General features: G+C 54.7%; 14 protein-coding genes. 5 read left to right on the top strand and 9 right to left on the bottom strand.

What is annotated here, in order from left to right; all coding sequences use genetic code 11:
* The first annotated feature begins 81 nt into the window (after positions 1 to 81).
* Entirely contained in the window at positions 82 to 891 is an 810-nt protein-coding gene (gene ppk2 / locus P0Y67_RS03490; RefSeq protein ID WP_342390758.1) for a polyphosphate kinase 2, read from the top strand.
* A gap of 36 nt (positions 892 to 927) precedes the next feature.
* Here the strand turns inward: ppk2 and phoU are convergent, their stop codons facing one another.
* From phoU to P0Y67_RS03470, 4 genes are read right to left on the bottom strand one after another with little or no spacing between them, the layout of a single operon-like run.
* Complete coding sequence (gene phoU / locus P0Y67_RS03485) at positions 928 to 1647, bottom strand: phosphate signaling complex protein PhoU (protein ID WP_027252979.1); 720 nt, start codon at positions 1645 to 1647, stop codon at positions 928 to 930.
* A 12-nt stretch (positions 1648 to 1659) separates the two neighbouring features.
* On the bottom strand, positions 1660 to 2478 hold the full coding sequence (gene pstB, locus P0Y67_RS03480; RefSeq protein WP_192016966.1) for a phosphate ABC transporter ATP-binding protein PstB: 819 nt from the start codon (positions 2476 to 2478) through the stop codon (positions 1660 to 1662).
* Positions 2479 to 2492: 14 nt separating this feature from the next.
* Entirely contained in the window at positions 2493 to 4091 is a 1599-nt protein-coding gene (gene pstA, locus P0Y67_RS03475) for a phosphate ABC transporter permease PstA (RefSeq protein WP_342390757.1), read from the bottom strand.
* 31 nt (positions 4092 to 4122) lie between these two features.
* Positions 4123 to 6339: an ABC transporter permease subunit gene (locus P0Y67_RS03470; RefSeq protein ID WP_342390756.1), complete on the bottom strand. Its 2217-nt coding sequence runs from the start codon at positions 6337 to 6339 to the stop codon at positions 4123 to 4125.
* 260 nt (positions 6340 to 6599) lie between these two features.
* On the opposite strand from P0Y67_RS03470, the gene P0Y67_RS03465 reads away from it, so the two are divergent.
* The 3 genes from P0Y67_RS03465 to ppx all read left to right on the top strand — a co-directional run bounded on the left by P0Y67_RS03465 (position 6600) and on the right by ppx (position 10827).
* The gene (locus P0Y67_RS03465; RefSeq protein WP_161456777.1) at positions 6600 to 7121 is read left to right on the top strand and encodes a glycine cleavage system protein R; all 522 of its coding nucleotides are present in this window, start codon (positions 6600 to 6602) and stop codon (positions 7119 to 7121) included.
* A gap of 71 nt (positions 7122 to 7192) precedes the next feature.
* A complete protein-coding gene (gene ppk1 / locus P0Y67_RS03460; protein ID WP_342390755.1) occupies positions 7193 to 9316 on the top strand; it encodes a polyphosphate kinase 1 in 2124 nt (707 codons plus the stop codon).
* A complete protein-coding gene (gene ppx / locus P0Y67_RS03455) occupies positions 9313 to 10827 on the top strand; it encodes an exopolyphosphatase (protein WP_342390754.1) in 1515 nt (504 codons plus the stop codon). Before ppk1 ends, ppx begins: the two co-directional genes overlap by 4 nt.
* Before the next feature lie 162 nt (positions 10828 to 10989).
* Here ppx and P0Y67_RS03450 read toward each other — a convergent pair whose 3' ends face one another.
* The 5 genes from P0Y67_RS03450 to P0Y67_RS03430 all read right to left on the bottom strand — a co-directional run bounded on the left by P0Y67_RS03450 (position 10990) and on the right by P0Y67_RS03430 (position 19264).
* The gene (locus tag P0Y67_RS03450; RefSeq protein WP_342390852.1) at positions 10990 to 11925 is read right to left on the bottom strand and encodes a PstS family phosphate ABC transporter substrate-binding protein; all 936 of its coding nucleotides are present in this window, start codon (positions 11923 to 11925) and stop codon (positions 10990 to 10992) included.
* A 115-nt stretch (positions 11926 to 12040) separates the two neighbouring features.
* Positions 12041 to 13345 (bottom strand): phosphate regulon sensor histidine kinase PhoR, encoded by a 1305-nt coding sequence (phoR, locus tag P0Y67_RS03445; protein WP_027252986.1) that lies wholly within the window; start codon positions 13343 to 13345, stop codon positions 12041 to 12043.
* A gap of 77 nt (positions 13346 to 13422) precedes the next feature.
* Positions 13423 to 14112 carry a phosphate regulon transcriptional regulator PhoB gene (gene phoB / locus P0Y67_RS03440; RefSeq protein ID WP_027252987.1) on the bottom strand — a complete coding sequence of 230 codons (690 nt, stop codon included), beginning with the start codon at positions 14110 to 14112 and terminating at the stop codon, positions 13423 to 13425.
* A 133-nt stretch (positions 14113 to 14245) separates the two neighbouring features.
* Positions 14246 to 18010 carry an AAA family ATPase gene (locus P0Y67_RS03435; protein WP_342390753.1) on the bottom strand — a complete coding sequence of 1255 codons (3765 nt, stop codon included), beginning with the start codon at positions 18008 to 18010 and terminating at the stop codon, positions 14246 to 14248.
* 15 nt (positions 18011 to 18025) lie between these two features.
* Positions 18026 to 19264: an exonuclease SbcCD subunit D C-terminal domain-containing protein gene (locus tag P0Y67_RS03430; protein WP_342390752.1), complete on the bottom strand. Its 1239-nt coding sequence runs from the start codon at positions 19262 to 19264 to the stop codon at positions 18026 to 18028.
* Between the two features lie 253 nt (positions 19265 to 19517).
* Between P0Y67_RS03430 and rdgC the strand changes: the two genes are divergently transcribed.
* Positions 19518 to 20429: a recombination-associated protein RdgC gene (gene rdgC / locus P0Y67_RS03425; RefSeq protein ID WP_342390851.1), complete on the top strand. Its 912-nt coding sequence runs from the start codon at positions 19518 to 19520 to the stop codon at positions 20427 to 20429.
* The last annotated feature ends 259 nt before the right edge of the window (positions 20430 to 20688 follow it).

Below are 20688 nucleotides of genomic sequence, written 5' to 3'. Positions count from 1 at the left end.
ATACTCAACCGATCACATAAACCACTGGTCAAACAGGCTATTATTATCGCAGAGCCCAGTAAAAAGGAATGTGGTTTATTTATGTCTGACAAACCGTTACAGAGCAAACTCAAAAAGAAAGACTATGATCAAGAGCTCGAGCGTCTGCAAACTGAACTAGTGAAATGCCAGGAGTGGGTCAAACAGGAAGGCCTGAGAGTGCTGGTGATTTTTGAGGGCCGGGATGCGGCCGGCAAAGGCGGCACCATTAAGCGGATCACCGAGAAGCTCAATCCCCGTGTCTGTCGGGTGGTTGCCTTGCCAAAACCGACAGAGAAAGAGAAAACCCAGTGGTATTTTCAGCGCTATGTGGAACAGCTTCCCTCTGCCGGTGAAATCGTGCTGTTTGACAGAAGCTGGTACAACCGGGCCGGGGTCGAGAAGGTGATGGGCTTTTGCAGCGAAGAAGAATATGAAGAGTTTCTGCTGGCCTGCCCGGAATTCGAACGCATGCTGCAACGATCCGGCATCATACTGATCAAATACTGGTTCTCGGTGTCGGACGAAGAGCAGGAAAAGCGCTTTCTGGAGCGCATCAACACCCCGATCAAGCGGTGGAAGTTCAGCCCGATGGATCTGGAATCACGCTCGCGCTGGGCGGAATATTCGGCCGCCAAAGACAAGATGTTTGCCCACACAGACACTAAACAGAGCCCGTGGTGGGTGGTTGAAAGTGACGATAAGAAGCAGGCCAGAATCAACTGCATGTCGCATCTGCTGAGCCAGATCCCCTACCAGGAGATCGACTACCCGGAGGTGATACTGCCCGAGATCAACAAGAGTGGTTACATACGACCGCCCATGGACGAACAAACCTTTGTGCCTGATCGGTTTGATAAAGGCGACGATTAAGATCAAGCCGGGGAGCCGTTTGGCTCCCCGAATGATTCAGCGGTTATTATCCATGAAAATTTCCATTTCCTGCGGACTGGTATGGCGAATATCTTTGCCTTTGACGAAATAAATAATGTACTCGCAGATATTCTGGCAACGATCCCCGACCCGTTCAATGGAACGCGCCGACCACATCACTTGCAGCACATTCGGGATAGATCGCGGATCTTCCATCATATAGGTCATTAGTTGCCGGATGATCGCTTCGTATTCTCGGTCAATCCGATCGTCTTCCTGATACACCCGAATCGCCGCTTTGACATCCATTCGGGCAAAGGCATCCAGCACTTCATGCAGCATACGGGCAGCATGCTGACCAAGGGCTTCCAGCGACACCAGCAGGTTGTATTGCTTATTGGTGAAGTTTTCCAGCGCCACTTTGGCGATGCTTTCCGCCACATCACCAATACGTTCGAGATCAGTAATGGTTTTGATAATGGCAATCACCAGGCGCAAGTCACTGGCGGTCGGCTGACGCTTGGCAATAATCCGGGTGCAGGCTTCATCAATCGCCACTTCCATCGCATTGACTTTATGATCATCTTTAATGACCCGGCGGGCCAGATCGACATCCTGCCGGTGCATGGCCTTGAGCGCATCCGTCAGCTGTTGCTCAACCAGTCCGCCCATGGCCAGGACATGGGTGCGTATGCTCTCAAGCTCGGCATTGAACTGGCCGGAGATGTGACGGCTAAGGCTCATATTGTCTAACATTGTCTCTACTCCTTATCCGTATCTGCCGGTGATGTAATCTTCGGTGCGCTTTTCTTTGGGGGTGGTGAAGATGTCATTGGTTGATGCGTACTCCACCAGCTCGCCCATGTGCATAAAGGCCGTGTTGTCTGAAACGCGGGCGGCCTGCTGCATATTATGGGTAACAATAATGACCGTGTACTTTTTCTTCAGATCATTGATCAGCTCTTCAATGGTCAGGGTGGAGATCGGATCCAGGGCGGAGGTCGGTTCATCGAGCAAGATGACTTCCGGCTCAATCGCAATGGCGCGGGCAATCACCAAACGCTGCTGCTGACCGCCGGACAAACCAAACGCATTCTCGTGCAGACGATCTTTCACTTCATCCCACAGCGCCGCGCCACGCAGTGAATTTTCTACCGCATCATCCAGCACCCGGGTATTTTTCACCCCTTGCAGACGTAAGCCGTAAACCACATTTTCATAAATGGATTTAGGAAACGGATTGGGCCGCTGAAAAACCATGCCGACGCGACGGCGCAGGGCCGCCACATCCACATTCTGATCATAGATGTTTCTGCCATGCAGCATGATCTGTCCTTCAACCCGACAGCCTTCCACCAGCTCGTTCATCCGGTTAATACAGCGCAGCAGGGTGGATTTCCCGCAACCGGACGGACCGATAAAGGCCGTGACCTGGCCTTTGGCAATCTTCATGTTGATAGTAAACAGCGCCTGCTTCTGACCATAATACAGATCCAGCCCGTCTATCGTCAGGGCGGTTTTTTCTTCTGGCAGTGCGGTCAGATCGACTGGCTTAAGCCAGTCCATACTGGCGTTGAATGAAAACATCTACATCCTTCTCGTTATTGTTCCAGATCGCGGAATTTCTCCCGCAAATGATTACGAATGCCAATGGCGGTCAGATTCAGACCAATAATGACAGTGACCAGCAGCAAAGAGGTCGCATAGACCAGGGGTCGCGCCGCTTCTACGTTCGGGCTCTGAAAGCCGACATCATAAATATGGTAGCCAAGATGCATGAACTTTCGATCTAAATGCAAATACGGAAACTGTGCATCTATCGGCAATGATGGCGCCATTTTCACCACCCCCACTAACATCAGTGGTGCCACTTCTCCCGCCGCTCTGGCCACCGCGAGGATTAACCCAGTCATGATCGCCGGGCTGGCCATGGGGATCACAATCCGCCATAAGGTTTCGGCTTGTGTCGCGCCCAATGCCAGCGAGCCGTGACGAATGGAAGGCGGTATACGGGCCAAGCCCTCTTCGGTTGACACTATTACCACAGGCAATGTCAGAATCGCCAGTGTCAGCGCCGACCAGAGAATGCCCGGCGTACCAAAGGTCGGCGCGGGTAACTGATCCGAAAAGAACAGCTCGTCGATGGTGCCGCCCACCATGTACACAAAAAAGCCCAGACCAAATACGCCATAGACAATGGATGGCACACCCGCCAGATTGATCACAGCCACGCGAATTAATCGGGTAAAGCGATTCTGCTTGGCATATTCATGGAGGTAAATCGCGGCCAGTACCCCCAAAGGCGTCACAATCACGCTCATCAGCAGCACCATCAGCACAGTGCCGAAAATGGCCGGAAACACGCCTCCTTCGGTGTTCGCTTCGCGAGGCGCATCGGTGACAAAGTGACCGACCTGGCGTCCCCAGTGTGCCACTTTTTCTGAGAATGACATATCGTTGGGATACCAGACGTCCAGTATGTCCGCCAGCGGTATCTGTACCTCGCGCCCTTCCGCGTCCTTCATCAGCAGCGACTGACCATCCAGTACCTGACGGATTTGCCCGAGCTCATGCTCAACCTCACGCAGACGAGCCAGAAGCTCCCCCCGTCGCGACTCGGACGTTTCATCACTGCTGGCTGCCAGCGATGCCAGTTGACGGTTCAGCGGAATATACTGAGTTTGCTGTAATTCCAGTATGGCTTCTTTGGCGGCCTCAGCCTGGCTCAGCCAGTCAGCTAATAAAGCGGCACTGTGGCTGCTGCCATTCACCATCACCGCCTGCGGATAACCGTAAAACTTGCCGTTACGCAGCCTGTCAATCACTGCAACCCCATGCGCCACTTCCTTTGACCGGATTTGTGTGTCGAGCAGGGTCACAAAGTCCAAATCGGCTAGTTCACGGTTGCCGGTTTTGATCAGATAGCGGGCAATGGTCGGATTTTCATTGCCCGCCAGCTCATACCCGGCTTCCAGTAACTGCTGGCGGGGCACCTGCCGGGTTTCATAAATTTCACCCACGATCACTTGCTGATGATCAGCCAGACTGACATCAAACCGATACACCTGTGCCGGCCAGAAGTAACTCAACCCCTTCCAGCCTATCATGAGTAACAAACCCAGCACCGCCAGTAAACTCAGGCTGACAGTGCCAGCCGTCAGCCAGATCCAGGGGGAGCCGGAACGCATCCATTTCAACATCTAATCAGTCACACAGCCTCTGCCCCGGTGATCATAGCGACTTGTATTTTTCACGCAGTCGCTGACGCACAATCTCAGCCAGGGTATTGAAGAAAAAAGTAAAAACAAACAGAACAAATGCCGCCAGAAACAGGACACGGTAATGCGCACTGCCGACTTCCGATTCCGGCATTTCAATGGCAATGGTTGCCGACAGCGTACGCAGACCTTCGAGTATGTTCCAGTCCATAATAGGCGTGTTGCCGGTGGCCATCAGCACTATCATGGTTTCTCCCACCGCCCGTCCCAGCCCCATCATCACCGCGGAGAATATCCCCGGGCTGGCGGTGAGCAGGACGACCCGGGTCAGGGTCTGCCAGGGTGTCGCTCCCAGCGCCAGCGAGCCGCTGCTCAGGTGCGCCGGTACCGAATAAATCGCATCTTCAGCAATGGTGAAAATGGTGGGGATCACCGCAAAGGCCATGGCGATCCCCACCACCAGCGCATTTCTCTGATCATAACCAATTCCCCAGTTATTGGTCAGATAACTGCGGATATCCCCGCCAAAGTACGCCTGTTCGATCACCGGGCTTAGCGAGAAACAGAGATACCCGGCCAGCACCAGCGCCGGCATCAGCAACAAAATGTGCAGCCCGGTTGGCATTTTGCGCTGCCAGCCGCCAGGCAGCATAGCCCAGCCCAGGCCGACAGCCACCATCACCAGGGGCAGCACCAGCACACTGAGCACTATGCCAATCAAATTATTTTCAACGATCGGCGCCAGCCAGATGCCGGCCAGAAACCCCAGAATAACAGTCGGCAAGGCTTCCATGATCTCTATTGTCGGTTTCACCACTTTACGCATCGAAGAAGACATAAAATAGGCGGTGTAGATAGCGCCAGCCAGGGCCAGAGGAATCGCAAAACACAAGGCGTAAAAAGCCGCCTTCAGGGTGCCGAACACAACAGGAACCAGGCTCAGCTTAGGCTCACTTTCATCAGTACCTGAGGTGGACTGCCAGACATAATCCGGTTCCGGATAACCTTCGTACCAGACTTTCTGCCACAGGCTGCTGAAACTCACTTCCGGGTAAAGGTTGGAGACCTTAAATAACTGCCACTGCTGCCCCGAGATCGCTAGCAACCTGTCGGCACGGGGCGAGATAGCCATCAGCTCGGGCGTTTGACTGAACAGCCGGGATTCCAGTACAGGAGCAGAGGAATCCGCCATGTAATATCCCGTTAGCCTGCCGCCATCCTGAACGGCGAGAAAGCCTTTGCGGTAATACTCAGGCACCACCAGATGCAGGGCGCCTTTATCGGCTGAAGTATCGGCTGAAAAGGTGCGGGCTGGTATCAGCTGGCGTTGCCCCGCTTTCACCACTTCAAACCATTGCGTGACTTTGCCGTTGCTACCGGTAATTAGCAGCGAGTTGGCACCGGATAGTGCCGTCATGGCGACCGGATCCCCCGCCCCCTGACTGACATCGGTTTGCTGACGAATCCGCCCTTCAGTACGCTGCAGATCAATCACAGTGACTTGCCGGCCATTGAGCACATACACAGTGCGGCCATCCGGCGTCACCACCATATCCGTGACCGGATGCCCGATTGCCGGCATAGCAAGTTGGGTTTCCTGCCACGCCTGTTCACCGGTATCCAGACCGCTGCCACGATGGAAAACCTTGGCGACAAGGCGCTGATCCTGTGTGACGCCAACCAGAGCCGCGACCTGGCGGCGCACTGACACCGCCAGCTGGACCAAAGGTTTACCCTGGCTATCAAGCTGAATATAAGAGGATGTCAGGGGCTCGCTCATCATCAGCCTGCCCTGCCGGATCAGCGGCTTCACCACAGTAACGCCACCAGACTGATCACCATAGGCAAACACTTGCTCGTTAGGCAAAGCCGCGGCGAAGCTGGTCGGATTCGCCATCACCACCTGCTGCTGCGTAACCGGTTGTTGTCCCTCGCTGGCACTGAGTGCGACCAGGCTAATCTGCCCCTCAGAGGAGAAATGAAAAGCATGGGTATTCTGCTCATTGACACGAACCGCAGCGGTTTGTGTCAGCGGAATGGAAAACGACTGAACAGGGGTGATCCTGGCCGGTGCGAACACAGGCACTATCACATAAAGCAGATAGAAAAAGATCAGGACGAGAGTCAGAAGGACAGATATTCCACCGGCAATCACTCCATAACGCGCAAACCTGTCTTTTCGTTGACGGTTACGGTTATTGTCAGTCAAAAATGCACCGGCATCTGCCATTCTCACCCCATAAAAGTTACAAACTGACAAAGTATATGTCTGTTAGATGACAGTAATATTACAGCGACTTGCGCTTTATTGCTGGCCTTTTTATTGTGGGAGATTGAGGGAATGACTGACATCAATCTGCAACAAAATTTCCTTATTCTTAATGATTTATGACGGTAGCCGAATTCCGGTGACTCAGTAGGTATCCTGTCTGGACATAATCTGATCGTGGTCAGATAATGAATTTAACCGCTACCAGAAGGAGACGCGACATGAAACACCTTGTCATTACAGTCATTGGTCAGGATCGCCCGGGTTTAGTGGGGGCATTATCAGATACAGTGTATCAGCACAAAGGCAACTGGCTGGGCAGCAGTATGAGCAAACTGGCAGGTCAGTTTGCCGGTATTCTCCAGGTCGATATCCCGGAAGAGTCCGTCAAGCCCTTACGGCAAGCCATGTCCAAGCTTGATGGCCTGAACATTCATATTGCCGAGGACACCAAGATCACGGCGCCTCCCGCTCTGCTGCAACTGCTCACAGTCACAGGCAACGACCGCTCGGGCATCGTCAAAGAAGTCACCACACGTCTTGGTGAGCTGGGTATCAATATTCACAAACTCAAAACTGATACCCACAGCGCACCCAACTGGGGCTACCCCATTTTCACTGCCTGGTTTGAACTTGAAATCCCGGCAGAACTGGCCGTCTCGACCGTACAGCAGCAGCTGGAAAGTCTGGCCGATGATCTGACCATAGATTTTGAAGAACCTGAAAATAGTGAAGCGCACTAAAGGGCTGTTGTCCTTTCAAAACTGAAAGACAGGCCGCTCTCTCTGCTGTTGATTCTGATGTTAGGAAAACCATGAGTACTGAACCGCTGTATATTGACAAAGAACTTAGCTGGCTGTCTTTTAATGAACGCGTCCTCCAGGAAGCGGCGGACAAATCAGTGCCGCTGATTGAACGTGTCCGTTTCCTGGGTATTTTTTCCAGCAATACCGATGAGTTTTATAAAGTCCGCTTTGCCGATGTAAAGCGGCGTATTCTGATCACCCAGCAGCAGAGCGGTGACACCAATGCCAAGCACCTGCTGAGCAAGATCCAAAGCCGGGTTCTCAAAATGAACCAGGACTTCGATACCCTGTATAACGAAATCCTGCTGGAAATGGCCCGCCGCCATATTTTTCTCATCAACGAACAGCAGGTCGATGATAACCAGGTCGAGTGGCTGAAACGGTATTTCCGCCACACCATCTTGCCTCATGTGACACCGATTTTACTGACTGACGATATCGATCTGCTGCAGTTTCTCAAGGATGAATATACCTATCTGGCGATCGACATGAAGCGGGGTGACAGCAGCCAGTATGCCTTGCTGGAAATTCCGACCGACCAGTTGCCGCGCTTTATTAAAGTCCCTGAGTCCAAAGGGAAAAACAGAAAAACTCTGATACTGTTAGATAACATTATCCGGCTGTGTCTGGATGATATTTTCAAGGCCTTTTTCGATTATGACAGCCTGGCGGCCTATTCGATGAAGATGACCCGGGATGCCGAGTACGATCTCAGCCAGGAGGTTGACCACGGTATCTTGGAGCTGATGTCGGAAGGGCTGAATCAGCGCCTGACGGCTATGCCGGTGCGATTTGTCTATCAGCGTGATATGCCGGGGGAGCTGATCGAAAAACTGTGCGGTTTGCTGAAAGTGTCGAGCTATGACAGCATTATTCCCGGCGGCCGTTATCACAACTTCAAAGATTTCATCAGTTTTCCGAACATTGGCCGCAGCTACCTGGAAAACAAACCGTTACCGGCACTGGACAGCTATCATTTTGTCAGCGCCAGAAACGCCTTTGAAGCCATCAAGGCGCAAGATATCCTGCTGTACTACCCGTACCACAAATTCAATCACATGACGGAATTTGTCCGCCAGGCCGCGTTCGATCCCAAAGTCCGCAGCATCCATATCAATATTTACCGGGTCGCCAAAAACTCGCGCATCATAGATTCCATGATAGATGCCGCCAATAACGGCAAACAGGTCACTGTGGTGGTTGAACTGCAGGCGCGTTTTGACGAAGAGGCCAATATCGAATGGGCCAGACGCCTGACCGAATCCGGTGTGCGTGTCGTGTTCAGCGTCCCCGGACTGAAAATTCACTCTAAACTGTGCCTGATCACCCGCCAGGAAGACGATGCCATCATCCGCTATGCGCACATAGGCACAGGCAACTTCCACGAGAAAACCGCCCGGATTTATACCGATTTCTCGCTGTTCACCGCCGATCCTGAGCTGACCAACGAAGTGCGTCAGGTGTTTAGCTTTATTCAGAACCCGTACCGGCCGGTAAAATTCAACCAGTTAATTGTCTCACCACGCAACTGTCGCAGCCGTCTGTATGAACTCATCGACAGAGAAATTGCCAACGCCAAGCAAAAACTGCCGGCAGCCATTACACTCAAGGTAAACAACCTGGTTGATAAGGGACTGATTAACCGTCTCTATCAGGCCAGCAGCGCCGGTGTCCGCATTGATATGATCATCCGTGGCATGTGCTCTCTGGTGCCGGGTATTACCGGTATCAGCGACAACATCCGAATTATCAGTATCGTCGACAGGTTCCTGGAACACCCCAGAGTCATGGTGTTCGAGAATAATGGCGAGCCAGAGGTGTTCATTTCGTCCGCAGACTGGATGACACGCAATATCGACAACCGTATTGAAGTCGGCTGCCCGATAAGGCAACCTGAGCTGAAGCAGAAAATCATCGACATACTTAACATTCAGTTTTCAGACACTGTCAAAGCGAGAATTCTGGACAAGTCGATGAGCAACAATTACGTACCGCGCGGTAACAAGCGAAAAATCAGATCGCAGATTGCCATCTACGACTACCTGAAGCAGTCTGAAAAAAAGATGCAGAAACAAGCCAGCCAGATAGCTGAAACGGTTGCTTCCGAAGAGAATAATGAAAACGCAGCATGATAGAAATTGATCGTCCCCGCGAAATAGCAGCAATAGATATGGGCTCAAACAGCTTCCATATGGTGGTCGCCCGGGTTGTGGGCCATAGTCTGCAGATTGTCAGCCGGCATAAACAGCGCGTTCATCTGGCTGAAGGACTCAACGACAATATGGATCTGGATCAGGCCGCCATTCAGCGCGGCCTGGGTTGTCTGGCCATGTTTGCCGAACGCTTGCAGGGGTTTGCACCGGAAAACGTCCGCATCGCGGCGACCTATACCCTCAGACAGGCAAGGAATGCCCATGTGTTCCTCAAACGGGCAGAACGTGTACTTCCCTATCCGATTGAAATCATTCCCGGCACAGAGGAAGCGCGCCTGATTTATCTGGGCGTCGCCCATACACAGCACGAACCGGGCCGCAAACTGGTGGTCGATATTGGCGGCGGCAGCACCGAACTGATTATCGGCGAAGGTTTTGATCCCAAGCTTCAGTACAGCAAACACATGGGCTGCGTGAGTTACAACCAGCACTTTTTTCCCAATGGCAAAATTTCCGCCAAAGCCATCACCAAAGCCCAGATGGCGGCACTGCAGAAAATGGAAAGCATCGCCAGCAAGTATCGCAAAATGGGCTGGGACACCGCCATTGGTTCCTCGGGTACCATCAAAGCGATTCGGGAAGTGATCATCGCCCAGGGCCATGCTGACGGTGTGATCACCAAAGAACGACTGGACGAGGTGGTCAAACAGGTTTCCGCCTGCAAACAGAGCTCTGAGTTAAACCTGCCCGGACTGACCGAGGATCGCAAACCGGTTTTTGCGGCAGGTGTCGCCATCTTAAGCGCGGTATTCAGCGCGCTGAAAATCGACACTATGATTTTTTCCGATGGTGCGCTGCGTGAAGGGCTGCTGTATGAAATGGAAGACAGATTCCGTCACAGTGATATCAGAAGCCGGACGGCCACTGCGATGGCACAGCAGTACAATGTGGATATTGATCAGGCCACACGGGTCAGAAACACGGCAGAGCATTTATACGGCCAGATTGCCGACCCGTCCGCCAGTCATACGCCTGAGCTGGCCTCCTTGCTCAGCTGGGGGGCTTTGCTGCATGAAGTCGGGCTGAGTATCAGCTATCCCGGCTTTCACCGCCACTCCGCGTATCTGTTGCGCCACAGCACTATGCCGGGCTTCAATCTTGAGCAGCAGACAGTGCTGGCGACCTTAGTGCGCTATCAGCGCAAGTCACTCAAGCTCGATGAAATGCCAGAGCTGACCATTTACAACCGCAAACACATCTATCCGATGATCCGTGCCTTGCGACTGGCCGTTGCCCTGCATGGACAGCGCTCTGATGAAACGCTGCCCGCACTTAGCCTGAGCGCCGATAAAGAAAAATGGCAGCTCACCTTGCCTGATGGCTGGCAAGCCAGTAACCGTTTACTGGCGGCAGATCTGGCAAAAGAGCGGGATTACTGGCAAAAAACCGGTTGGGAGCTGTCTATTTCGCCGGAGGAAGAAAGTGAATAGACAGGTCAATCGACAACCATAACCACAGTCGCCACTCACAGCTCAACCCGTCTTTGCGGTGATTGAGCTGTTGTATTTTATTGCTACAGTTGGCTTTTATTGCCACGCAAACAGCAATCCTGCAGCATTATTGACCACACCGCTGCCCACAAAGACAGCGTTTTATTCAGGATCCGTCAGGCCCAGCGCCGCCAGCTCTCTGGCGATCACAGCCGCGGGTAAAGGCACGTAGCCGTCCTTGTCCACCATTTGCTGACCGTCACTGGATAAAATGAACCGCAGGAATTCCGCATCCAGTTTAGGTAAGGGTTTGCCGGGCGCTTTATTGACGTAAATCAGCAGATAACGCGCTAACGGGTAGCTGCCGTTAGCTGCATTGGCTTTGGTGGCCGCAATAAAAGGACCATCTCCCTGAGCGATAGGTAATGCCCGGATCCCAGAGGTCCGATAGCCGATGCCCGAATACCCTATGGCATTGAGCGAGGTCGATACCGACTGCACCACAGAGGCCGAACCCGGTTGCTCGTTGACATCATTGCGGAAATCGCCGTTGCACAAGGCTTTTTGTTTGAAATAGCCATAAGTGCCCGAGACGGAGTTACGGCCAAAGCGCTGGATATCACGCTGCGCCCAGCGGCCGGTTAACCCCAGCTGCCCCCAATGTGTGACTGGCGAATTGGCACCGCAACGCAGCGTACGGGAGAACACCGCATCCAGCTCCCGGTACCGCAGCCCCTGCAAGGGATTGTCTTCATGAACAAAGACGGCAAGCGCATCAATCGCAACCCGAACCGCCGTAGGCTTATACCCGTAATTCTGTTCAAAAGCCGTCATTTCCCGGCTCTTCATCGGGCGGCTCATCGGGCCAAGCTGGGCTGTGGCCTCAATCAGCGCGGTCGGCGCGGTGGATGAGCCCGCCGCCTGCACCTGAACATTCACATTGGGATAGCGCTGCATGAACGCTTCCGACCAGTAAGTCATCAGGTTGGCAAAGGTATCGGAGCCGACAGACGTCAGCACACCGGCTACGCCTTCGACGTTCTGATAAGGTGCAGCAGCCGGCGCGCCTTGCGCCAGCGCATGGCCGCCACTCAGCATGCTGATCGCGCCAAGCCAGCCCCACTTCAATGTCCTCACCCAGCCTTTATGTTTCATTTACCGCTCTTCTCCTCTGCCGGCCCACAGGCCCGGCTGTACATCATCCCAATCTGACTCAGGCTGCCTTTGCAATCAGGCGTTGTGGCAGCGTAAACGAGAAAGTACTTCCCTCGTCAACCACACTTTCAATTTCAAGAAACGCATCATGGTGACTCAGTGCGTGTTTCACGATTGCCAGCCCCAGGCCACTGCCGCCCGTTTCTCGCGAGCGCGCTTTATCAACCCGGTAGAAGCGTTCGGTCAGCCGGTGGATATGCTGCGGCTCAATGCCACTGCCGGTATCTGTGACTTCCAGTCGCGGGCCTTTAGGCGACAGGAACCAGCGTACCGTCACTTTGCACTCAGGCGGCGTGTGCTTGACAGCGTTATAGACCAGATTCGAAATGGCACTACGCAGCTGATCGGCATCGCCAAAGACCTGAAGCGATTCATCGACATGAAATTCAAAGATCTGATTTTTATCGCCACTGAGCGAGATGGCCTCTTTTTCGAGCACATCCAACATGGCGGGGACATCGACTCTGTCTTCCAGTTCCAGATGAGGAGCCGCTTCGATTTTGGACAGGGTCAGCAATTGCTCCACCAGCGAATTCATCCGCGTCAGCTGCTCTGTCATCACGCCGTGGGCTTTTTCCCACATAGGACCAACCAGCATATCCGGGTCCCGGGACATTTCCAGATAGCCCTGAAGGACTGTCATAGGGGTGCGCAGTTCGTGCGAAACATTGGCAAAAAAGTTGCGACGCATCCCTTCCAGTTGCTTGAGCTGCGAGATATCACGCACCACCATCAGGTATTCACCTTCGGTATAGCGCATGATACGTAACTCCAGCGTCCGGTCGTAATTGAGCGGCGAGGTGATTTCCAGCGGATCTTCAAAATCCTGCCTAGCCAGATAGCGGACAAAATCCGGACTGCGCAGCAGGTTACTGACCGGCTGGCCGGCATCGTCCGGCCAGCGAAGGCCCAACAGATTCTGCGCCAGTTTGTTACACCAGACGATATTGCCTTCGCTGCGAAAGACCACCACAGCATCCGGCAGCGATTCAGCACCATTGCGGAAACGGCGGATTAAAGTCGCCAGTTCGCGGCGGCGGCGACGGTTTCTTTGCTGCAGGCGGTAAATACCGTTAAACAGCGGCTCCCAGCTGCCCGAACCGGATGGCGGGGTCAGGCTGCGATCCGTCCACAGCCAGCGGGACATTTTAAGTTGATGGTGACAGTGCCAGCCCAGCAGAATCCAGCTGGCAGCCAGCAAAAACCAGGGCATGTAACCAAAAATCAGCCCGAGGATAACCCAGGGGAAATAAAAAAAAGCCAGTTCCCGGACCAGCTTTTTCCATGACAAGCGTTCTACCATTCACCTCTCCCGCCAGTAACTGCGGCTTCACCCGGCCGTACAGCCAGCTACTGACTCATCGTCCTTTTGTGTGGTCATTACACCCTTGTTGAAAAACGGTATCCGGCACCGCGCACCGTCTGTACCATTTTATCGTGTCCGCCGCACTCCAGTGCCTTGCGCAAGCGACGGATATGCACATCCACCGTCCTGTCTTCGACATAGACATTGGTGCCCCAGACATTGTTCAGCAGTTGTTCGCGGCTGTACACCCGCTCCTGATGCGTCATAAAGAAATGCAGCATCTTGAACTCGGTCGGCCCCATATCCAGCGGATCATCATTGGAAGTCACACGGTGTGAAACCGGATCCAGTTTCAGTCCCTGCACGTCTATCACATCATCCAGTGACGTCGGCGACACCCGGCGCATCACGGCTTTCAGACGGGCCATCAGCTCTTTGGGCGAGAAAGGTTTGGTGATGTAATCATCCGCGCCTACTTCCAGCCCACGCACTTTATCTTCTTCTTCACCACGCGCCGTCAGCATCACAACCGGAATGCTGCGGGTCACTTCGTCGCGCTTGAGGTGCTTAATCAGGTTGATCCCTGACCCGCCCGGCAACATCCAGTCGAGCAGGATCAGCTCAGGAAAAGGTTCACAGATCTTCTCCAGCGCGGAGTCATAATCTTCTGCTTCAATGGCCTGATAGCCTTTTTGTTCCAGCACAAAGCACAGCATTTCGCGGATCGGTGCTTCATCCTCAACCACTAGAATCCGTCTAACCATAGTCTCAATACCTAAGTCATAGCTCTCTGTCTGGCGCCATTATCCGAATAAAGTATGACACTTTTGTGACCAAGAGGCGAAAAGCTTCACCCGATTGCTATCAAACTGTCATGATATCCGCGATTTATCCCGCTTAGCCCAGGATCCGTACCCGACTGCGGCCGCCGCCCATGGCTTCGACCGCCACCTGGACACCAATGCGTTCCACCAGCGTGCCGACATGGGAGATCACTCCAATCTGGCGGCCATCGGCCTGCAAGGCATCGAGACAGGCCAGTGCCATTTCCAGGCTGTCAGGATCCAGGGTGCCGAACCCTTCATCGATAAACAGCGAACCCAGCTGACGGGTATCAGCCGCCAGTGAAGCCAGCGCCAGCGCCAGTGCCAGCGACACCAGAAAGCTCTCCCCGCCGGATAATGACTCAACACTGCGCACTTCATCGCCCATATCATGATCGACAACCTGCAACGCCAGCGGGCTGCCCGGCACAGGCTGAAGGGCATAACGCGGCGCCAGATCCTGCAAATGCTCATTGGCCAGCAGTACCAGTTGCTGCAATGTCAGTCCCTGCGCCAGGGTTCTGAATTTATTCCCGTTGGCAGAACCTATCAGCTCACTCATTTCCAGCCAGAGCTCAGTACTCGCTTGCTGCTGCTGCAGCTGCTGGGTCAGGGTACCGGCCAGTTGTTCGGCCTGCTCCGCCTGCACCACACGCTGTCGCTGAGTAAAATGCTGCTCTTCCAGTGCCTGCTTGTCCGCTTGCCACTGAGCCTGGTGCTCACTCTGGCGTTCAGCCTCCGGCGCCATGCCCTGCGCGGTCAGCCAGGCTTTGGCCGCATCCACACTGGGCTGATGATCTTTCAGCGACTGCTCCCGCTCGGACAACCGGGTCTGGGCGTCGGCCTGTGCCTGCTCAATCACTCGCAGCGCCGCTTTTTCCTGCGCCAGCCAGGCCTCATCTTTGCTCAGCAAGGTCACCAGTTCCTGCTCCGACATCCCCAGCTTCTGGTGCCAGCTCTGCCACTGCTGCAACACTGCACTGTGCGCAGTTTTGGCTTCTTGTAATTGTTGCTGCGTGCTGTTTAAGGCCGACTGAGTGGCGGCATGGCGCTCACCGGCCTGCCGCTGCTGCTGCTCACTGGTGCTGAGCGACTGACGGGCCGCCTCCACTAAGGCTTTATGCTGCGACTCTATAGGAGTAAGTGCCTGCTCACCCACCAGTGCTGTTCTTTCCTGCCATAGCTGCTCAAGCTGGCTCTTGAGGGCCGCTTGTTTGTTCTTCGCTTCTGCCAGTTGTTTCTGCAGATTCTGAATGCGGGTCTGGCGCTGAGCCAGCTCCGGGGCCAAGGCATGCAGCTGTTTGTCTGTGCTGAGCAGATCCTGCTGGCAGGTGAGGTAATCTTCCGCCTGCCGGGTTAACTGCCGGGTATATTGCTCTTCCCCCTGCTGACGCAAGTCCTCCAGCCAGGCCTCGCTGCCGAACTGTTTGTTCAGGGTCTCGGCTCGCTGACTGAGCAGGGTTTGCTGTTCGGCGCACTGCTCTTCCAGCGAGATCAGTCTGGCTTGCCGGCCCGCTTCTCCCTGAGCTAACTGGTGGATGTCATGCGCGAGTTTGTTTTCAGCCTGTACCGCTTGCTGATACTGCTGTTCCAGCTCTCGAGCCTGCCGCAGGCGCAGCTGGCCGCTTTCATACTGCTGCTGAAGCTGGCGCAGTTGCGGGGATAATTGCCCGGCTTCTTGCTGCCAGGCGGCCAGCTGTTCGCGCAGTGAGGCCAGCGGCATCTGCTCAGTGAATTCGATATGTACCGCCCTGGCGCAGTCGGTCGCCTGAACCGCCGCCTTCGCGGATACCGCAGCGATACTGGCCAGCTCGTCGTTGATCACCGCCAGGCGTTGCGTGTATTGCGGTACAAGCTGCGCCAGATGATGGCGTTCGCCTTCCAGCGCCTGTAACTGCTTCGCCAGTGCCTGCCGGCGTTGATTGTGCTGTTCCAGCACGCTATCGACTGCCGGATGACTGGCCGCATAAGGATGATCCAGCCCGCCGCACAAAGGACATGGCTCATCCTGTTTCAGCAGGCTGCGGTAATCGCTCAGCTGCAGTACAGCCTGGCTTTGCTGAAACTGATATTCAGATTCTTCCGCCCGTGCGCTGAGCAGACTCAGCTCGGGCACTAATGCCTGCAATTTCTGCTCTGTCTGCAGACTGGCTGACTCCAGCTCCTGTCGCTCCTGCATCAGCCGATTTTGGTGATCCAGCAAACCACACCATTCCTGTGTGGCGGCCATCGCCTGACGCAAATCATCAAGACGTTGCTGAGAATGGCGGTAAGCCTGCTGACTTTGCTCCTGCGCCGCATTCACCTCGTCGACATTGAGCTCAGTCCGCTGTTTCTCCAGCTGCTGCTTTTGTGTCAGCAGGCGCTCACTCTCTTGTTTCAGCTTGCTGTCATCGAGCCGGTATGCCTGCTGTTCCTGCAGCCCTTGCTGAATGTCTTTCCTGAGCCGGGACAAAGAACGGTGGGCAGTCAGATATTGTTTCAGGTTATCCAGCACAGGCTGAAACTGTTCGGCAACGGCGGCCAGATCGCGATTGTCTTCCAGTTGCTTTGACAACTGCCGGCTCTGCGCCTGAAGCAGCTGCTGTGCATGCTGCTGGTGCTGATATTCCCTGTCTTCCTGATCCCCTTGCTGTTGCAGCGCCTGAGCATCCTGTACCAGCAGCTGATGCTGCTGCTCCAGTCCCTGCCGCTGTTGATCCAGCATCTGTGCCTGTTTCAGTTTGGGTTCCAGCAGCAGCCAGTCTTGCTGCGCCTGTTCAAGTGACTGCCTGGCTTGCACGACGGCCTGATCGGCATTCAGTCGCTGCTGCTGATCCTGCGCCAGCGCCTGCTCAGCCGCACTCAGTGAGGCCTGCAAACGGCCGATTTGCTGGACGGACTGGGACAGTAAAGTAAAATCGGCCCGCGCCGGCTGGGCGGTTTCGAGCTTAGCCAGATATTCAATGCGGGGAGTGGCCTGGGTACTTTGTGCGATCGCCTCAGTCAGCGCCTGCTGACTCTGCGCCACCCGCTCCTGCAGCGTTTTCTCTGTGCTCAGCGTCTGCTGATGCTGGCTCAGCGCCGCCAGCCGCGCATCAAGCTCGGCCAGCTGGGTTTTCAGGGCGACGATCTGCGCGTTCAGTGCCTGTTTTTCATCGTCACTGAGCAATGCAATATCACCCAATTTCTCCTGCAGCTGTTGCAGTTTCAGCTTCTCTTCTCTGGCTCTTTCATAAGCGGCCACCGACAAGCGGCCGTAAATTTCACCGCCAGTCATGCGCTCGAGCAAAGACGCGCGCTCATCAGCAGCGGCTTTCAGAAATGCCGCGAACTCGCCCTGCGGCAACATCACGGCCCGGCGGAACTGCTCAAATGTCAGGCCAATCAGACGCTCGATTTCCACCTGCACTTCTTGTTTTTTACCCGCAAACCGCTGCCCGGACTCGAGGTTTTCCAGCCATTGTTCAGAAGGCTGCACACGGCCTGCCGCATTGTTTCTGGCCCGGCGAACCTGCCAGCGTGCCCGCCAGCGGGAGCCATCATTGGCCTGAAAATCGACCTCGGAAAACGCCTCCGCTTTGCCCCGCGACAGAATACTGCGGACATCATTGGCTCTGATGCGGTTCTCGTCGTCGCCGCGTCCGATTTCCGCATCATTTTTTTTATTCGACTGCAAACGCGGAATGCGGTCGTACAACGCCAGACATATCGCATCCAGCAGGCTGGATTTACCGGCCCCGGTTTTGCCGGTAATGGCAAACAAACCGGCCTCGCCCAGACGCCCGGTGGCAAAATCAATCTCAAACTGTGTTTGTAAGCTGGCGAGATTTTCGCCCCTCAAAGCCAGAATTTTCATCGTCTCTGTCTGCCGTTATTTGTCTTCTTCATCGTCAATGCGCGTGAGTAATGACTCGAATGCCTCACGCATCGCACCGGGTGGCTGTCCGTCATATTTCTGCTGCCAGCTCAGGGCAAACACCTGCTGCGGACTCACTTCAGACAAGCGCTGATGCGCCAGCGAAGGGGCATCCTGCTGCTGACGATAATGGGTGGTGATTTTGGCCAGCCGGACCGCTTTCCCCTCCAGCGCCTGCAGCACTTTCTCCCGCAGCATCGCCTGAGGTTTATCAAGCAGCACCGGCACTTCCAGATAAGGCTGGGTTTCCCTCGGGCCATCCCCGGCTGCTAACGCTTTCAGGGCGTTCAGAGCCTGCTCCAGCGGCTGAGGTTCAGCCGGGACTCTGAGCATATCAACCACTCTGGGCACAGGAAGCGGGGTAATGCCGGACAGGGTTTCAGCCTCAAGTGTCAGTAACACCACCTGATGCTTGTAGTGGCGTTCAGACATCGACAAAGGCAGCGGCGAGCCGCAATAGCGGATGTGCTCTTTTTTCGCGACCCGCTGGGCCAGATGGAGATGGCCCAGCGCGGCATAGCAGAGATCATCGGGAAAGACAGAGGCTGGCAATGCATGCTGGTTTCCGCCCAGCACCCGGCGCTCAGACATTTCAGACAACTGACCGGAAGCCATGTAGACGTGCCCCATGCCAATCAGTGCCTGACCCGGCTGCCGAACCGCCCGGGCTGCGTCGGTTACCTGCTGATAGAGTATTTCGACGCCTTTGATCAGGCGATCATCGTCTTCGCTGAGATCGTCAGTACGCAGATCACTGCTGCGCAGAAACGGCACCGCCAGTACCCAGGCTGCCGTGGCGCCGCTGCGGTTGGTCAGCGGCACCAGCAATCTGTCCATCTCCAGCCGGCCCTGATCATCACGGCTGATGCCGCCGACCAGGTGCAGGTCAAAGGCTTTTAACAGTTCATGAGGCGCATCCAGCTTACTGGGCGAATCATGATTGCCGCCTGTCATCACCACGTTCAGCTCCGGCAGGCTTTTCGCTAACCGGGCCAGAAAACGGTACAGCATACGCCAGGCACTGGCCGGCGGATTGGCGCTGTCGAAGATGTCGCCGGCCACCAGCAGGGCATCGACCTGTTCGCGTTCCAGCGTATCGGCCAGCCAGTCGAGAAACTGCTGGTGCTCATAATCGCGCTGATAGCCATGCAATTGATGCCCGAGGTGCCAGTCTGAGGTGTGAAGTATTTTCATGCCGTTAGTGTAAATACTGAGAGATCCAGAGAAAAGATAAGGGCCGATTGTACCCCAGCCAGATGCTATCACGGTCAGATCAACAGAAAAAATTGCGACAGCCAGACACGATTTTCTGCCGCCAGGCCACGGGGATACCGGCGGAGGTCTCAGCCCGTGCTGCTTGCAAACCTCACTGAACCTAGCAAAGTGAGGCAACTTGGGTATAAGATTGTCGGCCCAATGCACACACCTAGGATCAGTCACAACTATGCTGTGGTTTAAAAACCTGCTTACCTATCGCTTCAGTCGCGAGATTGCCTTCAAACCGGAAGAGCTTGAGAAGCAACTGGAAGAATTCCGCTTTACCCCTTGTGGTAGCCAGGATATTCAAAAATTCGGCTGGGTTTCAGCACTGGGCAAACACGGTGATATGTTCACTCATCTGGCCGGGGACAACATTCTGATCTGTGCCCGCAAAGAAGAAAAAATGCTGCCTGCCTCTGTGATCAAAGAATCACTCAATGCCAAAGTGGAGATGCAGGAGAAAGAACAGGGCCGCAAACTGAAGAAAAATGAAAAAGACACCCTGAAAGATGAGATCGTGATGGATCTGCTGCCACGCGCTTTCAGCCGTCAGAGCCACACCTATGCGCTGATCATGCCGGCGCAGGGACTGTTGCTGGTGGATGCCGGCAGCTTCAAAAAAGCCGAAGATCTGCTTGGCTTGTTACGTAAATCCATCGGCAGCCTGCCGGTTGTGCCTGTGACTGTGGCTAAACCTGCGGCGCAGACACTGACAGAATGGGTACGCTCCGGCCAGTCGCCGAACGGTTTTACCATAGGTGAAGAAGCCGAGCTGAAAGCCATTCTGGAAGATGGCGGGGTGATCCGCTGTAAGCAGCAGGACCTGAGCTGTGATGAAATTCTGGCCCATATCGAAGCCGATAAAGTGGTGACTAAGCTGGCTATCAACTGGCAGGAGCGCATCGATTTTGTGCTGGGCGACGATCTGTCACTCAAGCGCCTGAAATTTTCCGATGAGCTGAGAGAGCAAAATGACGATATTGACCGCGAAGACATGGCGCAGCGTCTGGATGCTGATCTGTCCTTAATGTGCGGTGAGCTGTCCGCCATACTGCCCAACCTGTTTGAAGAACTGGGCGGCATGGAAGAACGCGTCTGACAACGCATTCCCTTTTCAAGGGGGGAGGCTAGGCGGGGGTTACCGGTGCACAATATCTAAATCCGTGCATGTTTCACCAACCCCACCCTAGCCCTCCCCTTGCCAAGGGGAGGGAATCAATGTGATTCCTGCAATCGGTTCAATCCCTCCCCCTTTTCAAGGGGGAGGCCAGGAGGGGGTTACTGGGCGCTGAATCAGAATCCGTGCCCGCTTCACCAACCCCACCCCAACCCTCCCCTTGCCAAGGGGAGGGGATCAA

This window comes from Photobacterium sp. SP02, from assembly GCF_038519165.1.
In the GTDB taxonomy this organism is placed as follows: Bacteria; Pseudomonadota; Gammaproteobacteria; order Enterobacterales; family Vibrionaceae; genus Photobacterium; species Photobacterium halotolerans.
This window is presented reverse-complemented; position numbering and strand designations above follow the sequence as displayed.

Coding starts and splice junctions, on each gene's coding strand:
- ppk2 (WP_342390758.1), top strand. CDS start 82: ATGTCTGACAAACCGTTACAGAGCAAACTCAAAAAGAAAGACTATGAT.
- phoU (WP_027252979.1), bottom strand. CDS start 1,647: ATGTTAGACAATATGAGCCTTAGCCGTCACATCTCCGGCCAGTTCAAT.
- pstB (WP_192016966.1), bottom strand. CDS start 2,478: ATGTTTTCATTCAACGCCAGTATGGACTGGCTTAAGCCAGTCGATCTG.
- pstA (WP_342390757.1), bottom strand. CDS start 4,091: ATGTTGAAATGGATGCGTTCCGGCTCCCCCTGGATCTGGCTGACGGCT.
- P0Y67_RS03470 (WP_342390756.1), bottom strand. CDS start 6,339: ATGGCAGATGCCGGTGCATTTTTGACTGACAATAACCGTAACCGTCAA.
- P0Y67_RS03465 (WP_161456777.1), top strand. CDS start 6,600: ATGAAACACCTTGTCATTACAGTCATTGGTCAGGATCGCCCGGGTTTA.
- ppk1 (WP_342390755.1), top strand. CDS start 7,193: ATGAGTACTGAACCGCTGTATATTGACAAAGAACTTAGCTGGCTGTCT.
- ppx (WP_342390754.1), top strand. CDS start 9,313: ATGATAGAAATTGATCGTCCCCGCGAAATAGCAGCAATAGATATGGGC.
- P0Y67_RS03450 (WP_342390852.1), bottom strand. CDS start 11,925: ATGCTGAGTGGCGGCCATGCGCTGGCGCAAGGCGCGCCGGCTGCTGCA.
- phoR (WP_027252986.1), bottom strand. CDS start 13,345: ATGGTAGAACGCTTGTCATGGAAAAAGCTGGTCCGGGAACTGGCTTTT.
- phoB (WP_027252987.1), bottom strand. CDS start 14,112: ATGGTTAGACGGATTCTAGTGGTTGAGGATGAAGCACCGATCCGCGAA.
- P0Y67_RS03435 (WP_342390753.1), bottom strand. CDS start 18,010: ATGAAAATTCTGGCTTTGAGGGGCGAAAATCTCGCCAGCTTACAAACA.
- P0Y67_RS03430 (WP_342390752.1), bottom strand. CDS start 19,264: ATGAAAATACTTCACACCTCAGACTGGCACCTCGGGCATCAATTGCAT.